The organism is Gordonia sp. C13 (genome assembly GCF_023218005.1).
GTDB lineage: Bacteria > Actinomycetota > Actinomycetes > Mycobacteriales > Mycobacteriaceae > Gordonia > Gordonia namibiensis.
Genome location: NZ_JALPSY010000031.1, coordinates 1 through 15,297, shown reverse-complemented (window position 1 = coordinate 15,297; position 15,297 = coordinate 1). Strand labels below are relative to the sequence as shown.

General features: G+C 65.8%; 11 protein-coding genes. 8 read left to right on the top strand and 3 right to left on the bottom strand.

Features of this window, described 5'->3' with window-relative positions; all coding sequences use genetic code 11:
- The first annotated feature begins 28 nt into the window (after nucleotides 1–28).
- Nucleotides 29–376 (top strand): response regulator transcription factor, encoded by a 348-nt coding sequence (locus M1L58_RS19965; protein WP_248660213.1) that lies wholly within the window; start codon nucleotides 29–31, stop codon nucleotides 374–376.
- 36 nt (nucleotides 377–412) lie between these two features.
- Here M1L58_RS19965 and M1L58_RS19960 read toward each other — a convergent pair whose 3' ends face one another.
- Together M1L58_RS19960 and M1L58_RS19955 are read right to left on the bottom strand one after the other, a co-directional pair.
- Nucleotides 413–1,078: a DUF3558 family protein gene (locus M1L58_RS19960; RefSeq protein ID WP_248660249.1), complete on the bottom strand. Its 666-nt coding sequence runs from the start codon at nucleotides 1,076–1,078 to the stop codon at nucleotides 413–415.
- 613 nt (nucleotides 1,079–1,691) lie between these two features.
- Nucleotides 1,692–2,963 (bottom strand): vWA domain-containing protein, encoded by a 1,272-nt coding sequence (locus M1L58_RS19955; RefSeq protein WP_248660212.1) that lies wholly within the window; start codon nucleotides 2,961–2,963, stop codon nucleotides 1,692–1,694.
- Nucleotides 2,964–3,060: 97 nt separating this feature from the next.
- Here M1L58_RS19955 and M1L58_RS19950 point away from each other — a divergent pair, with 97 nt between their 5' ends.
- Entirely contained in the window at nucleotides 3,061–3,774 is a 714-nt protein-coding gene (locus tag M1L58_RS19950) for an NUDIX hydrolase (protein ID WP_248660211.1), read from the top strand.
- Between the two features lie 74 nt (nucleotides 3,775–3,848).
- Nucleotides 3,849–5,102: an APC family permease gene (locus M1L58_RS19945; RefSeq protein WP_248660210.1), complete on the top strand. Its 1,254-nt coding sequence runs from the start codon at nucleotides 3,849–3,851 to the stop codon at nucleotides 5,100–5,102.
- A gap of 20 nt (nucleotides 5,103–5,122) precedes the next feature.
- Here the strand turns inward: M1L58_RS19945 and M1L58_RS19940 are convergent, their stop codons facing one another.
- A complete protein-coding gene (locus M1L58_RS19940) occupies nucleotides 5,123–5,851 on the bottom strand; it encodes a M23 family metallopeptidase (protein WP_441316555.1) in 729 nt (242 codons plus the stop codon).
- A gap of 370 nt (nucleotides 5,852–6,221) precedes the next feature.
- Between M1L58_RS19940 and M1L58_RS19935 the strand changes: the two genes are divergently transcribed.
- The 5 genes from M1L58_RS19935 to M1L58_RS19915 all read left to right on the top strand — a co-directional run bounded on the left by M1L58_RS19935 (nucleotide 6,222) and on the right by M1L58_RS19915 (nucleotide 15,168).
- The gene (locus M1L58_RS19935; RefSeq protein WP_248660208.1) at nucleotides 6,222–6,677 is read left to right on the top strand and encodes a hypothetical protein; all 456 of its coding nucleotides are present in this window, start codon (nucleotides 6,222–6,224) and stop codon (nucleotides 6,675–6,677) included.
- Between the two features lie 106 nt (nucleotides 6,678–6,783).
- Nucleotides 6,784–7,179, top strand: coding sequence for an SseB family protein (locus M1L58_RS19930; RefSeq protein WP_248660207.1), 396 nt, complete (start codon nucleotides 6,784–6,786; stop codon nucleotides 7,177–7,179).
- Complete coding sequence (locus M1L58_RS19925) at nucleotides 7,176–7,814, top strand: hypothetical protein (protein ID WP_248660206.1); 639 nt, start codon at nucleotides 7,176–7,178, stop codon at nucleotides 7,812–7,814. Before M1L58_RS19930 ends, M1L58_RS19925 begins: the two co-directional genes overlap by 4 nt.
- Nucleotides 7,815–7,834: 20 nt before the next feature.
- A complete protein-coding gene (locus M1L58_RS19920) occupies nucleotides 7,835–14,311 on the top strand; it encodes a putative T7SS-secreted protein (RefSeq protein WP_248660205.1) in 6,477 nt (2,158 codons plus the stop codon).
- 152 nt (nucleotides 14,312–14,463) lie between these two features.
- Nucleotides 14,464–15,168 carry a hypothetical protein gene (locus M1L58_RS19915; RefSeq protein ID WP_248660204.1) on the top strand — a complete coding sequence of 235 codons (705 nt, stop codon included), beginning with the start codon at nucleotides 14,464–14,466 and terminating at the stop codon, nucleotides 15,166–15,168.
- Nucleotides 15,169–15,297 lie beyond the last annotated feature (129 nt).

The following is a 15,297-nucleotide window of genomic DNA, read 5'->3' as shown; positions in this document are numbered from 1 at the left end:
TCTCGACCTCGCGAATGATTGTCACGGGTTGGTCGGGTTGTTCGACTCGGAGGGTAGGGAACCGGACCGCGTTCGGTTGCATGCCATGGGGTTGCTGTCGCGGCAGTTGTCGAACCTCGCGAAACTGCTTCCCGGGCAACCGCTCCCATCGTGGCGGGCGTGTCTGTCGCCGCGGCAGATCGAGCTGGCCGAACTCGTTGCGGACGGGCATACCAATGAAGAGATCGCGTCGATCCTCAACCTGGGAGTCGAGACGGTGAAGAAGTACGTCAGCCGGGTGTTCGCGGCAACGCGGGTGAGGAACCGGGCGGAGTTGGTGAAGCTTGTGTGCATGGAGGCGGTCGCAGGACCTCCGCCGTCGCTGCCGGGGTCCTAGACAGGACCAACATGGCGCGAGGGGGCTAGCGAGTGTCTAGGGGATCGAGTTGATGGCCCGGTTCAAGAACTGCTCGACTGATGCGCAAACGGTTTCAATCGGTGGATGATTGGCGTCGTACCGAACGATTGTCGTGACTACGACCGCGTCGCCAGACTGGACGATCATCGAGCATTCTCCAGGCCCCATCGAGGCCGAAAGCACTCGGCGACCTCCAATCTCGGTGTCTGCGAACCATGTCGAACCAGCGCTGTTTAGCTCCTTGTATCCGTCTAGTCCGGCCTCAGGACGCAACAAGTTGCCAACGAAGTGAGACAACGACGAAAGTCGGTCACCGTCAAACCTCCACGTGCAGCCGCGGGCTGTCTGGTGGTTAGAAGCCGCGACGTCTTCTACCGTATTGACGTCAATATTTATCGTCCGAAGTGCGGCGGCCGGAACCTGTGTACATGGTTCGTAAGGAGTGCCGTCATTGTTGTTGCTCCAGCGATCGGGAAACGAGTTTTCGAATGGCAGCGGGGTTCCCGCGTCATCAGTTTGCCGGATCCCGGCCGCCTCGGATGAGGGCAATGAGATTACTGAGGGGGACGTTTGAGCTTCGCCGGTTGTGGTGCACGCCGTCAGCGGCAGGCCTGCAAGCGAGACAGCTAGGAGTAGACCAGCCGCCTTCGTTCTTGGACTAGTTCTCAATCCGGTGAGCACCTTCTCGATCAGCGTTCTCGATGGAGGACGCCGCAAACTCGCACTGGACACCGAGTTTTCGTGCGAGCCCTACCTGCGTAAACAGCTCTTCCTTTAGTGATCTAACAGCCGCCGTTAGGCCCTCGTATACGGAGTTTCCTTCGACGCAGTCACCTAAGTAGTTGGCACGTCCAACGTTACCGAGATGTGCATTAGCCTTCGCGAGATCAGCGGCGGCATCGGCCGCGACCGCGGCCCGCCGCTCCCATAGTGCGCGCTCGGAGCGGAGTTGGTAGTCAGCGCCGCCCGAACTAGGTGGCACCGGTGGGCCCAGTCTGGGAAATACCGAGTCATCTAAGAACGGTGTCGTCACAAGTCCCCCTCACGCTCGCGCGCCCCGACGGCGCCCCACCCTCGCCGAACAGACTAGCGTGACCCGGCGATTCCGCCATCTGATCCTGCCCGCGGTGGAGTCTGAACCCAGGCAGTCCCACGGAGCCAACCCGCAGCGCCGAACTCCTCCAAATCGAGTACGCCTCGCGACCCGCGCGAACTGTGGGAGGGTGCGGTGAAGCCGCTGAGGACAGGTGGCCACCGAGCCCAAGCCCGGTGGCCACATCTCAACAACAACCCACTACGACCGCCGGCGCCCCCGCTTCCGGTTCGCGAGGTGGTACGAATCCCGCGACATCTTCGACGCGTACCCCGCACCCTCGACCCGCGCCTGCGCGCCCAGCACCTCGATGCTCCGCAACTCCTGCTCGATCAGCGCGTGCTCCTCAGGAGTAGCGAACGCCGACGCCCGTCGAAGTTGCGACGCCGACTCGCCCAGCAACTGGTTCCCGGCATCCAGGTCACCGGCCTCGAACGCCTCCGACGCCCGGAGCTTCGCGGCCTGCCCCTGCTGGTATAACCGCTCCGACTCCACCTTCGGATCCGGAACGCGACCCGACGTCTCATCACCCGGAACCACGTTCACCGAGATCGGTAGCGACACCGTGTGTTCGGTGAGCGTCGCGGTCTCCACGTACCGCAGCTCGAGCGTCGCGATCTGCGCCAACCCGAGAGCGGCCAGACCGTCGACCTTCATCCGCAGCAACAACTTCCGCTCCTCGAACGCGTAGAAGTCACCGAGCTCGACCATCACCTCGCCGTCAGCGGTCTGGTGTGCCGGCAGGTCGTTGTACAGCGACAACTCCTTGACCTGCGGGACGAAACGCACGGTCAGCGTTACCACCTGCGCCGACTTCGAGAGCAGGCCCTCGACCTCGCCGGCGATCGCCGCACCCGCGGCGTCCGGGTTGTCGGCGAACACGTGATTGCCGTTTCCCGCCCGCGCCATCGCCGACAGCAGCGTCTCGTCGTAACCGCGCCCGTAACCGAGCGTGGACGTGACGATCCCGTCCGCGGCAGCCTTCGACGCAACACTCGCGAACCTGTCGACCTCGGTGATCCCGCGGTTCACGTGACCGTCGCTGATAATCAGTACCGTGCCGCCCTGGATCCCAGCGGTCTGAGAACTACGGCGCAGCTCCCGCAGGCCGAGTAGGTAACCCGACGACAGATCGGTGCAACCACCGGTCGCGATCGACCCGATCGCGTCCACCGCGCGCTGCTTGTCCGACAGGGGAGCGGCCGGCACGACGACCTGCGCGTCGTCGTCAAAGGTCACCACGCCGAACGCATCCGACGGGTCCAACTGCGCGACAACGCCGGCCAGCGCCTTCTTCGCACCCTCGAGCGGACTGCCGGACATCGACCCGCTCCGATCGAGCACCACCTGCAGGGCAGTAGGGGTGCGTTTGGTTTCGGGTCCTGCGGGAGCCTGCAGTTCCAGCAGAACGGTCACTTCGTCGGCGGTCTCGTGGGCCACCATCTCGACGTCCAAAGCAGCGGAGAGTTTCATCTTCATTCCTTCCTCCGTCCCGGCATCCGATCGAGACGGCGACTTTTCGCGAATGTGAGTTTAGTACTTTGCGCAGACATTCGCATAGTCTTTTGTCGTGACCACTCGTTCGACGACGCTCACCGACTACCCACGACCGAACGTGGCCGTCGATATCGCGGTCCTCACGGTCTCCGACGGCGCGCTGAATGTGGTGATCCAGCGCGATGAGCAGGGGAGAGCCGCGTTGCCGGGACGGTTCGTCCGGGAGCGGCACACCGTCGAGGAGACGGTGCGCGAGGTGCTCGAACTGAAACTGGGGCTCTCGCCCGATCACGTCCATCCGCATCTGCTGGCGGTCTTCAGTGACCCTGACCGGGATCCTCGCGGGTGGACGATCTCGGTCGCGCATGCGGTCGCGCTGCCGGCCGCCGAATTGTCCGACGTCACGGGCGAACTCGCGCCCGTGACGTCAACCGGCAGGCTGGCATCGGGGGAGCGGGTCCTTTACGACCACGCCGAGATCATTGCAGCGGCCACCGACAAACTCCGCGAACGCTACGAAGACCAGCCCGACCCGGACAACCTCCTGCGACCGCCCTACACGCTGTCGGAGCTCCGGGAATTGCACGAAGCGATCCTCGGTCGACGCCTCATGCGGGACTCGTTCAATCGACGCGCGCAACCGCTGCTCGCACCGCAGCTCGACGCCGAAGGTAAGCCTGCCACGAGGGTCGGGGGTGGACGCCCCGCCCGCCTGTACGCGAAAGACGCACCGCCGACCGCGACCTTCGGGTGGCGGTTACCCAGCCCGAGGTCCGACACGCAGTAGCGGCCTCGAAGATTCACCCCGTACGATTTCGCGCGGGTCCACAGCGTCGTGCAACCACCGAACGAAGGAACTCGATGACGGAATCCCCGGCCCCGCTGCGTCGTGCGTTCGGTCTCCACGACGCGGTGCTGGTCGGGCTCGGGGCGATGCTCGGTGCAGGGATCTTCGTCGCACTCGCGCCGGCGGCCGCCGCTGCCGGTTCGTGGCTGCTCGCCGGCCTCGCGATCGCTGGCGTCGTCGCCTATTGCAACGCAACATCTTCCGCGCGGCTGGCGGCGCTCTATCCGGTCTCGGGTGGCACCTACGTGTACGGCCGGGAGCGACTCGGCGAGTTCTGGGGGTACCTCGCCGGTTGGGCGTTCGTCATCGGCAAGACCGCGTCGTGCGCGGCGATGGCGCTGACGGTCGGGGTCTACGCGTGGCCGGAGCACGCCCACGCGGTCGCGGTTGCCGCCGTGGTCGCCTTGACCGCGGTGAACTATGCGGGAGTACAGAAGGCGGCGTGGCTGACGCGGATCATCGTCGCGCTCGTGCTGGCGGTGCTGGCCGCGGTGGTGGCGACCGCGTTCACGTCCGATGCCGCCAGTCCCGACAATCTGACGCTTAGCTCGGACGCCGGCGTGCTCGGCGTGCTGCAGGCGGCCGGCCTGCTGTTCTTCGCCTTCGCGGGTTACGCCCGGATCGCGACGCTGGGCGAGGAGGTCCGCAACCCCGCGCGCACCATTCCCCGTGCGATCGGCATCTCCCTGGGGCTCACTCTCGTGGTCTACGCGCTGGTCGCGACCGCGGCCCTTTGCGTTCTCGGGGCCGACGGGCTCGGCGCCGCCGCAGCACCGCTGACGGCCGTCGCCGAAACCGCGGGCGCCGACTGGCTGGTCCCTGTCGTCCGCGTCGGCGCTGCGGTCGCGGCGATCGGGTCCCTGCTCGCACTCATCCTCGGGGTGTCGAGGACTGTGCTCGCGATGTCTCGCGACGGTCATCTACCGCGGGCGCTGGCCGCCGTCCACACTCGGACGCAGGTCCCGCATCGCGCCGAGTTGGCGGTCGGCGCGGTGGTCGCCGTCGTCGCCGCCACCGCTGATGTCCGTGCGGCCATCGGATTTTCGTCGTTCGGTGTGCTGCTCTATTACGCCGTCGCCAACGCGTCGGCGCTCACGCTGTCTCGTGAGGAGAACCGTCCCGCGCGTGCCATCCCCGTGGTGGGTGTCATCGGGTGCGTGGTGGTGGCGTTCACGTTGCCGCTTGCCTCGGTGCTCGCCGGGATGGCCGTCTTAGCAGTCGGAGCCGGCGTGTACGCGATTCGCAGTACACGCCGGCTCCGACATTAGGACTCAGGCTGAGGCGTCCGTCACGGGTGGACGCCGCGCTGGTTCAGCCACACCTGCGGGTTGATCTTCTTGCCGTTGGCATCCCAGACCTCGTAATGCAGGTGGGGGCCGGTGGACTGGCCGCGGTTGCCGACGGTGGCGATCTGCTGGCCGGCACGCACGTGCTGTCCGGGGCGAACGAAGCTCTGGTCGACGTGACCGAAGACGCCGACGGTGCCGTCGTCCTGCTTCACGCGGACCCACTGCCCGAAGCCCGACGCCGGGCCGGACTCGAGGACCACTCCGTCGGTCACGGCGTAGATGGGGGTGCCGATCTTGTTGGCGATGTCGACGCCGTTGTGGTTGGTGCCCCAGCGCGGACCGTAGCCCGAGGTCACGGTGCCGCTGACCGGCTTGACGGCCTTGCGGATGCCCGGGTGGCCGGGAACGGCGGGGGTGAACACCGACGGCGGCAGGATGTCGCGAGCGAACTTGTCGACCTCAGGCGGCAGGACGAAACCGGCCGGCATCTTCACGCTCTCCGGCAGCGCGACCTTCGGCAGTGCGGGGGCGGGCTGTGCAGCTGCCTGGGCGGCCGTACCGGCAGTCAGTCCGACGGCACCGACGAATGCGGTGAGCGCGCCGACTCGTACCGCCTTGCCTACAGTGGACGGTGCGGTTGAACGATGCCGTCCGGGTCGGCGGCTACGGGGGGTCGAGTCGAGCAACGCGTGGAGCGAGTTATGGGCATTCAGTCGGTGTCGAGGCACAGCTTTTCCGTCTCAGGTTAGGTAACAGTTCGGTCTCAGCGAGGACACGGCGAGGTTACCCACACGGACTTAAGGAGACCCTGAGAAGGCTCCTCGTAGTGGGTGAACTCACTCTTCGTGATTGCGTTATCGAGCTGGTCGACTACGTGGCCTGTGTCTCGTGGGGGCCCTGCGTGGGTCGCTGTAGCGTTCAGTGGGGACGGCCGAGAAGGACCGCCGGAGCAGCTTTATCTTTGCGGCGAGCTGGGACTGGGCCCACGTTTTGCGAGCCCTGTTGGCCTCGTGACGACCCAGGTCGGTCTATGTATTTGAATAGCGAGGGGTCGCGACGATCCACGGCCCGGCCCGGTAGGCGAGAGGCGACCCTGTGATGAACGGCGACTTGTGTGAGGACGCTCGGTCAGTCCTTGTCGACTTCTACGACACTTACGGAAAGTCCACGGTCGTCTACATCGCGGTGCCTGACTCGGACGCGAGATCGTTGGACTCGTACTACTCACTTGAAGGTGTTGAGGTTCGCGACTCGATCGAGTTGCGCGCAGACCTGGGCTACGGGTGGGGTTTCTCAATTCAACCCTCGGCCGTGACGCTGTCGGACGATCTCTACTCCCTCACGATCGAGGGGAGTGATCTCCATCTCTGGGCGACGGCCATGCATCGTGTCTACCGATGGGGATGGATCCGCTTCTCTGTGGCTCGAGACACGGCCCTCACAAGGAAGCTGCGCAACTTTGACGGTGCGGCGCTCGCCAGGTTCTACGGGGAGGAGCGACGAAAGGGGCGCCGCGCACGCCTTCTCAGTCTCTGCGAAGACGATGCGCGGTAGGAAGCGCACGAACACCGAGTTGCGGCAGGTTGTGGACAGCCGCCGTGAGGATCGGGTCCGGGTGAAATAGCATCATCCGGCACGGGGATGACTGTCGGGGGAATCGATGACTGTGACGTATGCGGGTGAGGTGCGGGCGTATCTGTCCGGGTTCGGCGACCCGCCGAAGCTGTACGACGCATTGCGTGAGGCGCGCCTGTCGGTGCCGCTCGACGTCCACGGCCGCGTCTTCACCCTGACGCAGAGCGGCATTGCGTGGATGCTCGCGTTCACGACGCCACAGCGTCTGCGCGACTTCGCCGACCTCGCCGACCGCGATCCGGCCGAGATCACCTACGTCGACGTCACAGGCCAACAACTGATCGATGAGGTGCTCGACAAAGCGCCCGAGCCGACGGGCCTCGTCGTCGACGCTGTGACGTCGGAGACGGTGACGTTCCCGCCCACCAAGGAACTGACACCTCACTGCTTCTACGACGACGAAGGTGAGATCGTCCGATGACCGACAACCTGGGCGTCACTCCGGCGGATCTGGAGAAGGCGAGCACGGGAATCAACGGGGTGATCGACGGTCTCGGCCAGACCGGCGTCGGCTCCGGATACAGCGCAGCTCTGGGCCGCGGGTACGGCGACCTCGACCTCGACGGCAAGACGATCGGCCACGCCGACCCGAAGGCGGGTCTCGAAGAGTACTGCGATCGCTGGGAATGGGGTGTCCGTGCATTGGTGACCGGTGCCGCCGAGCTCTCCCGCGGGCTCGGACTCGGCGCCAGTCACTATGAGCGCGAAGAGGAGTGGGCGGCCAACCAACTCAAGGACTGGACGATGGATCTCATCGGCGACCCCAACCTGACCGCCGAGCAGATCAAGGACATGTCCTGGGGCGATCTGTGGGACCACAACCGCAACGCCGTGACGAACCCGCAGTGGGCCCTGACCCCCGAGGAGATGCAGCGCCACAAGGAGTTCTTCAGCGCCACCAGGGCCACGTTCCTCGACGACATGGGGACGATAGGGAAGCACGCCGTCAACCCGGTGTCGTCGGTCACCGACACGATCGACGGATTCCAGGAGAACGGCTTCATCGCTGACGCCCCAGCCGATCCCGATCCTGCCGTACCGAACGGCAATCAATGACCAGGGCAACCTGAATGGGCATGTTCGACTTCCTCGAGGACGGCAAGGAGTTCCTCGGGGAAGTGGTCGACGGCGCCACCGACCTCCTCGGCAGCGGCTTGCGCACCGTCGGCCTCGACAAGATCGCGGCCACGGTCGAGGACTTCGGCGACGACGTCGCCAACTCCCTGGGAGCGATGCCCGACGAGCTGGAGCTCGAGCGCACCAACAATCCCAGAGAACTGGTCCTCGGTGACCCGGCCGGGATACGGGAACTCGCCGGGAAATTCACCGATTTCGCCGGTAACTTCACCAGCGCCGGAGAGGGGCTACGCGGAATCTCGGCCGGCGATTGGACCGGGGATGGTGCGCAGGGCTTCGGCGACGCCATCGGAAGCCAGGTGCCGAAATGGTTCGCGGCGGCCGAGGCGGCGTCGAAAGCCGCTGCCGCGCTGACGAGCTGGGCCGGCGTCGTCGAGTTCGCCCAGCAGAAGGCGGCCGACGCCGTCCGCGTGTGGGAGGAGGGTAAGCGCAAGCAGGCCGAGTGGGACGAGAAGCGGAAACAATACAACGCCGAACTCGACGACTACCAGAACGACCGCCGCGACACCCCGCCCGTTCACCCGGGGCCGGATCCCTGGCCGGGATACCGGGATGAGGCGCGTCGAATACTGAAAACCGGCCGGGACCACCGCAATTCAGCGGCGCCCGGCACAAAGGCGGAACTCAGCGGCGCCGCGAACCTCGCACCGCCCATGCCGTCGGCATTCGAGCAGGCGCAGATGAGTGCGAAGGATATCGGCACAGCCGGTTTCACCGCGTTCAACCATTTCGAAGCGGGCCTGATCGGTTCGGTGACCGAGGTCGTCAAAGCCCTCAACATGCTGAACCCGACCAGCATCTACAACGTCACCAACCCCCACCAATACGCGCGCAACACCGCGGGCATGGCTGCCGGCCTCGTGCATCAGGTGGCACATCCCGATGAGTTCGTCCGCGGGTTCATCGGGTCCGGATGGTCGGGTGACCCGTCGCAGGCCCTCGGTAACCTGACCGGCAACATCCTGATGACGGTCGCGCCCGGCCCGAAAGGGACCGCGGCACTCACAGCGGGCCTCAAGACCACGCGGCATCTCCCGACGCCGGATTCTCCGACACCACGCATCGGATCGGCGTCGCACGATGCCGGCCCGTCGCAGATCGCCCCACAACCCTCCACACCCGGCATCACGCCCGCAAGTCACAGTGCGACACCGTCATCCGATCTCCTCGGCAGCGACAGACCTGATCTGCCCATCACGCACGACGGCCCACCGGTACCGCAGGTCGATGGCTCGACGACGAGTGCCCAGCCCGACGTGCCTTCACCGTCACCGTCCCCGTCGCCGTCCTCGCTTCCAGATCAGGGGATTCCCGCCGGTGGGGCCGTCGATTCGTCGCCCACCCCGACACCGGACGCACCACCGGCACGTCCCGATGCTCCGCCGACATCACCGGATCAACCCGTCGGCGGCGCGTTCGACAGCTCTCCACCGGTCGGAACCCACACCGACGGACCCGCACCCACCTCGACACCAGAGCCAACGACGCCCCGCGGAGACGGACCGGACCCGACGACCTCCGATCCGGTCGACGGCACCCCGAACTCTCGGCCCCTGGGAGACGACGACCCGCCCGGGCCCGACCGTGGTGAGACGACCACGCCGACGGGGCTCGGCGCAGCTGACACCAGCTCGCCGTCCACGACGCACACGCCGATCGACCAGGATGGTGCGCCCAGCGTCGACCGCCATGACCCGTCGTCGACGACACCGGACGGCGATGCCGCGCAGCCGAACCCGGTCCGGACCGACGACACCGATGCCACAGACCGCGACGGTGCCCCGGTCACCGGCACTCCGGAACCGACTCCGTTCAAGTCCGATGGAGACGGCCCCGGACACGGCCCGGCCCGCACCGACGAGCCCACCGGTCAGCACGCGCCGAAGGCGGCCGACGATCGCCCCGGGACTGCGGCACACCCCTCGCGCACTGACTCCGACGCCCCGTCGCCGGGGGCACGACCCACGCCCGTGGCGCCGCACGTCGACGCCCCGACCGCCGGACCCCACCCGGGAGTCGACACCCCGACCCGTAGCCCGTCTGACGATTCGCCGGCCACCCCGGTCGCGCCGGTGTCCGGACCTCACACGGCACCGACGCCGCACAGCACACCCGACGCCGGACAGTCGAAACCGGCCAACGCACCGGTCAACCCGGCCAGCCCGAACAGATCGGATGCCCCTGCGGCACCACCGCGCACACCCGACTCCGCTCCCGACCGCACCCCGCCCACCCGAGCCACACCGGAGACGGTCCCTCCGCGTGACGGTGCCCGGCCGGCACCGTCGAACCTTCACCATGCGCCCGAACCCGCGGTCCGGCACACTCCCGACCGCGACCCGGGACATCCCGCCACCCGGATCACCCCAGAGGAGCGGCCGATCCCGGCGGCGCTGTTTCCGGACCGACCGGCCGCGCCGCACCGATCACCCGCCGCGAACCCGCGTCCTACGACGCCGGATCCCGACTCGTCGCCGCGCCATCCCGACCAACCGAACGGTCCTCATTCCGACACGCCCGAGATCGACCACGACACCCGGGAACCCCACGACCCGGCGAACCCCGGCAGACCCGACGACCACGCGCCGGACCGGGCGGACACCAGCGAGGGCAACGAGACGCCGACGCAATGCCGCAGTAACGGCGAACCGGTCAACGTCGCATCGGGGGAGTACTTCCTGCCGTTGACCGACGTCGAGTTGGCGGGCGTACTCCCGCTGCGTCTGACGCATCGCCACCGTTCGCGCTATCAGTGGGGCCGCTGGATGGGTCCGACCACACCGTCGACCTTCGACGCGCGGGCGATCGTCGGCGACGACCTCGTCACCATCGTCGATGCCGACGGCACGATGACGAACTTCCCCAAGCCCGAAGGCGATTCGGTGTCGCGCAGTGTCAACGCGACCGACTGGGAGCTACGGACCACCCCGACCGGCGGCTATCAGGTCACCCACGTTCGCGACCGCCTGAGCTGGTTCTTCGTCCCGATCCCCGAACTCACCGGGATCGATGTGCGCGCCGGGAGCATTGCGGTGTCGGCGATGACCGACCGCCACCAGAACCGGATCGAGTTCATCTTCGACGAGCGCGGACGGCCCACGGCGGTGGAACACTCGGCCGGCTACCGGATCGACGTACAGTGCGACGGCGCGCGGATCCTCGGCTACCGCCTCACCGCGGGACTGGACGGCTTACCCGTCGATCAGCAGCTCTGCACCTTCGACTACCACGAGGGCAACCTCGCGGCGTCGACCAATGCGGTCGGCGGCACAACGTATTTCGGCTACGACGACGCTGCCCGTATGACGTGGTGGCGTGACTCCCTGGATATGGAGTATTGGAACGCCTACGACGACCTCGGGCGGGTGACCATTCAGTCCGGGATGAACGGGGTGTGGTCGGGGCGGTTCGAGTATCACCTGCGTCCCGACGGCAACGGCTCGTACACCACCTATCGCGATGCCGTCGGCGCGACGACGGTCTACGGCATTGACACCGATGGTCGAGTGCGTCAGGAATCCGACCCCGGCGGGCGGATCACCGCCACCGACTACAACGCCAACCGTCAGCCGCTGTCGATCACCAGCCCAGGCGGTGCTCGTACGGTGCTGCGCTACAACGCGTTCGGCGATGTCGAACAGGTCACGGCACCAGACGGGAAGGTCACCGACGTCGTCTACGCGGGCCCCGGCCGACCGGAACGGATCGTCGAACCGGGCGGCATCACGACACGAATCGGCTACGACGAGAACGGTTCGCCGATCAGCGTCGTCGACAACTCCGGCGCAGTGACCAGCTACACGTACGACGAGCACGGGGCGCTGACGTCGCGCACAGACCCCGACGGGGTCGTCGTGCGATACCGCAACAACGCTGCCGGCCTTCCGGTCACGATCTCGGACACGCTCGGCAACACCACACGGATCAGTTACGACGGCTTCGGGCGGCCGACCGAGGTCGTCGATGCCGAAGGCGCACGGACGGTTGTCACCTACGACGCGATGGGTAACCGGACGAGTGTCACGGCGCCGGACGGCGGTCAGTCGCGGTGGGAGTACGACGGCGAAGGCAACTGCGTCGCGTACACCGATCCCGTCGGCGCGGTGACCCGGTGGGAATACGGGCATTACGACCTACCGGTCGCACGCATCGACGCCGACGGTTCGCGCACCGAGTTCAGCTACGACGCCACACGTCGCCTGATCGCGGTCACCAACCCCGACGACTTGGTGTGGACCTACACCTACAACGCCGACGGCACGCTGGCGTCGGAGACCGACTTCAACAACGCGACGACGACCTACACCTACGACGGTGAGGGGCGACTGGCGTCACGCACGAACGCTACCGGGCAGGCGGTGTTCTTCACCTACGACGCTGCCGGACGCCTGATCAGCGACAGGACTGCCGACCCGAACAATGCCGACCTCGACGGGGAGACAACGGAATACAGCTTCGATGCGGCGGGGCGACTGGACGCTGCGACCGGTGCCTTCGGACGCTGGCACACGAATTACACGGCCGCGGGTTTACCCCAGCTCACCGGTGTTCACGACGGTCAGCGCGACTGGATCATCGAATCCGCCTGGACCGGCGCCGGACGACTGGCGTCGCTGACCTCGCCGACCGGCGTCAGCACGCGGTACGGCTATGATCCGCGAGGTGTCCTCGACTTCCTGTCCAGTGCGGGACGCTCCTGCGACATCACCACCAGCGCGACCGGGCGGGAACAGCGTCGGCGCTTCGAAGGTGCAGCGATCGATTCGACGTGGGATCCGGTGGGACGTCTCACCGGACGTTCCGTCATCGCTGTCGCTGAGCGTCCGGCGGCGCTGAACCTCGGACTTGGTGCAGCGAGCGTGGGGGAGAGGCGGCCCGACCGAACAGTTGCGGCCGCGGAGTACAGCTACCGCTCCGACGGGATTCTCGCCGCGTCGACGTCGACACTGGGTGCCGGTCGGACTGACTATCGGGTCGATGTGCTCGGGCGGGTCGTCGAGGCCACGAGTCCCGCCGGGTCCGAGCAGTTCTCGTACGACGCGACGGGCAACATCACCGACTACGCGTCCACAGGGGTGATCAGCAGTAGCCCCGAGGTGCATGGCGACGCTCGATTCCCATTCCCTGAGGTGCGAGGCGCTATCGACCCCCTGCTCCCTGAGGTGCGAGGCGCTAGCCGAGCCTCGAAGGGCTCGAAGGGCCGCCGCCGTTACTCCGGCACCCTCCTCGTGGACGACGGTCGCACGTCCTACCGCTACGACGCTGCGGGTCGCGTCATCTCGATGAGTCGTCGCCGGCTGTCGCGCAAACCAGATGTGTGGCAATACGTATGGGATGCCCACGATCACCTGCGGTCGGTGACCACCCCGGACGGCACTTCGTGGACCTACACCTACGACCACGCCGGACGTCGACTGTCGAAAACCAACCAGTCGACCGGTGAGACCACGCGCTTCCATTGGCATGGGGAGCACCTCGTCGAGCAGACTGACCTCGCCCCGGACGACGGCCAGCTGCTGCGGGCCACAACCTGGACATACTCACCATCCGCCTACGCCCCACTGGCACAGACAACCACTTCTGAGCCAATCAGCCTCACCGAAGTCGACTCCTCCGAAGGTGACGACCAAGACCGCGATCTCAGCCTCAACCTAGGCGGCAACCTTCCAACAACGCCAACCTCGACTCGCCGTTGGACGCAGTCTGAGATCGACCGTGAGTTCTTCGCAGTCATCACCGACCAGATCGCTGCGCCGACCGCCCTGGTCGAACCGAACACGGGAGAGGTTGCAGGACGATCAATCCGGACCGTCTACGGCGAAACCGCTTGGACAGGCGTATCGACGCCATGGTCGTACCCGGGCCAGTACCTCGATCCCGAGACCGGACTGCACTACAACCGCCACCGCTACTACCACCCAGACACCGGGCGCTACCTCAGTCCTGACCCGCTCGGTCTGGCACCAGCACCGAATCCGCATACCTATGCCGGCAACCCATCGGTGTGGGCGGACCCTTTGGGTTTGTCACCGACTGCTGCCTGCGGCCAACCCGAGATTCCGACGCGCTCGTTGAGCGATTTCGATGCCGAAGAAAGACGTCAGATTGAAAAGACTCTGAGCGAGATCGGTAGGTATCCGGTTGATCATCCCAATCCGGCTAACCCGAAGAAGCTCCGCGAAGGGTGGGGCCGTCAGTATCAAAACCGAGAGGGGCGCCTCCCTGGTGCACGCGGACCCCTCTCGCCTTACCTCGAATATCGCGTCCTACAAGGCCCAGGTGAGAAAGCACCCGGACCGCGGAGGATTGTTCTCGATGAGGTGACGTACGACGTATATTACACAAATTCGCATTACGGGGACTGGGTAGTGAATGGTGCAATGCCGGATGGGGTGATGTTTTGGAAATTGCAGTAGCGCGGGATAATTGGACGGGTTCGGTCTTGCGATACAACCGGCCTTCGCCCGGAGTTGGGCGGCCGGCCGCGAAGTGGGAGTTCGACTTGAACCGACCGTTCGACGACTTACGCGAGGATCTTTCAACTCTTCCCCTCAACCCCCCTTCTAATGTGATATCCATCGATGCCTTCGAAGACTCACTCGGTGATGGCCTGATGGACGCGGTCGACTCGGTCGAGATCATCTTCGGCCATTGGACAAGACTCAGGAGTCTTGAGAACGAGAACTGGAAGAACCTCACTTGGGCAGTTTGCTCAGCGGTTGACCGTTCGATGAGGTGGTGGGACTACGATGAATTCCCGCCTTATGACGAACCGCTTACAGAGATCGAGATCCTGTTTGCCGATACAGCGGGAGACCTAGTCATACCGCGGAGGGCGCACCGACCCGAGACGGTTGCATCTATTGCTTTCTACCGTGAGCCACACCTGACCGCCGGCTACTCGCACCGCACCTATGAACTCGACCTTACGGGTTGTCGCACGTTCGATGACTTGGGGCAGCGACTCCGCTTGTGCGGCTTGCTTCAGGACATCGGCAAAAGCCCAACGGACGTCGATTCAGCACTCAACGAAGCGATCCTGGAGCGGCTGACCGATACCCACGTAACGGTTGAGTGGACCGGTCGCCTCTGCGACGGTCATCCAGACTTCCCGGATCAGGCGCAGATCGAGTCCTCGCTCGCGTTCAGACTGTCGGAGATCATGCGCGCCGCCGAGGAACAAGCCGTCGACGGCAAGCGTTCTCCCGTACTTGAGGTCAACATCGAAGCGCCTGTTTTCAATCTTCCGTCGGATGTCCTTGCGAGACCTTGAGAACTCAGCAGTGGATGCCCGGTGGCGGTGTCGTCCGCGTCATTGACGCACAGGCAACGATGAACCGAGCAGGAGTGCGGGCGTCATCGAGAACGCCTCGGAGCAACCGGTCAACATGGATGGAAGGGT

What these genes read in the sequence shown, in the direction of transcription:
- M1L58_RS19955 (WP_248660212.1), bottom strand. Translation starts at nt 2,963, where the DNA reads ATGAAACTCTCCGCTGCTTTGGACGTCGAGATGGTGGCCCACGAGACC.
- M1L58_RS19945 (WP_248660210.1), top strand. Translation starts at nt 3,849, where the DNA reads ATGACGGAATCCCCGGCCCCGCTGCGTCGTGCGTTCGGTCTCCACGAC.
- M1L58_RS19935 (WP_248660208.1), top strand. Translation starts at nt 6,222, where the DNA reads ATGAACGGCGACTTGTGTGAGGACGCTCGGTCAGTCCTTGTCGACTTC.
- M1L58_RS19930 (WP_248660207.1), top strand. Translation starts at nt 6,784, where the DNA reads ATGACTGTGACGTATGCGGGTGAGGTGCGGGCGTATCTGTCCGGGTTC.
- M1L58_RS19925 (WP_248660206.1), top strand. Translation starts at nt 7,176, where the DNA reads ATGACCGACAACCTGGGCGTCACTCCGGCGGATCTGGAGAAGGCGAGC.
- M1L58_RS19920 (WP_248660205.1), top strand. Translation starts at nt 7,835, where the DNA reads ATGTTCGACTTCCTCGAGGACGGCAAGGAGTTCCTCGGGGAAGTGGTC.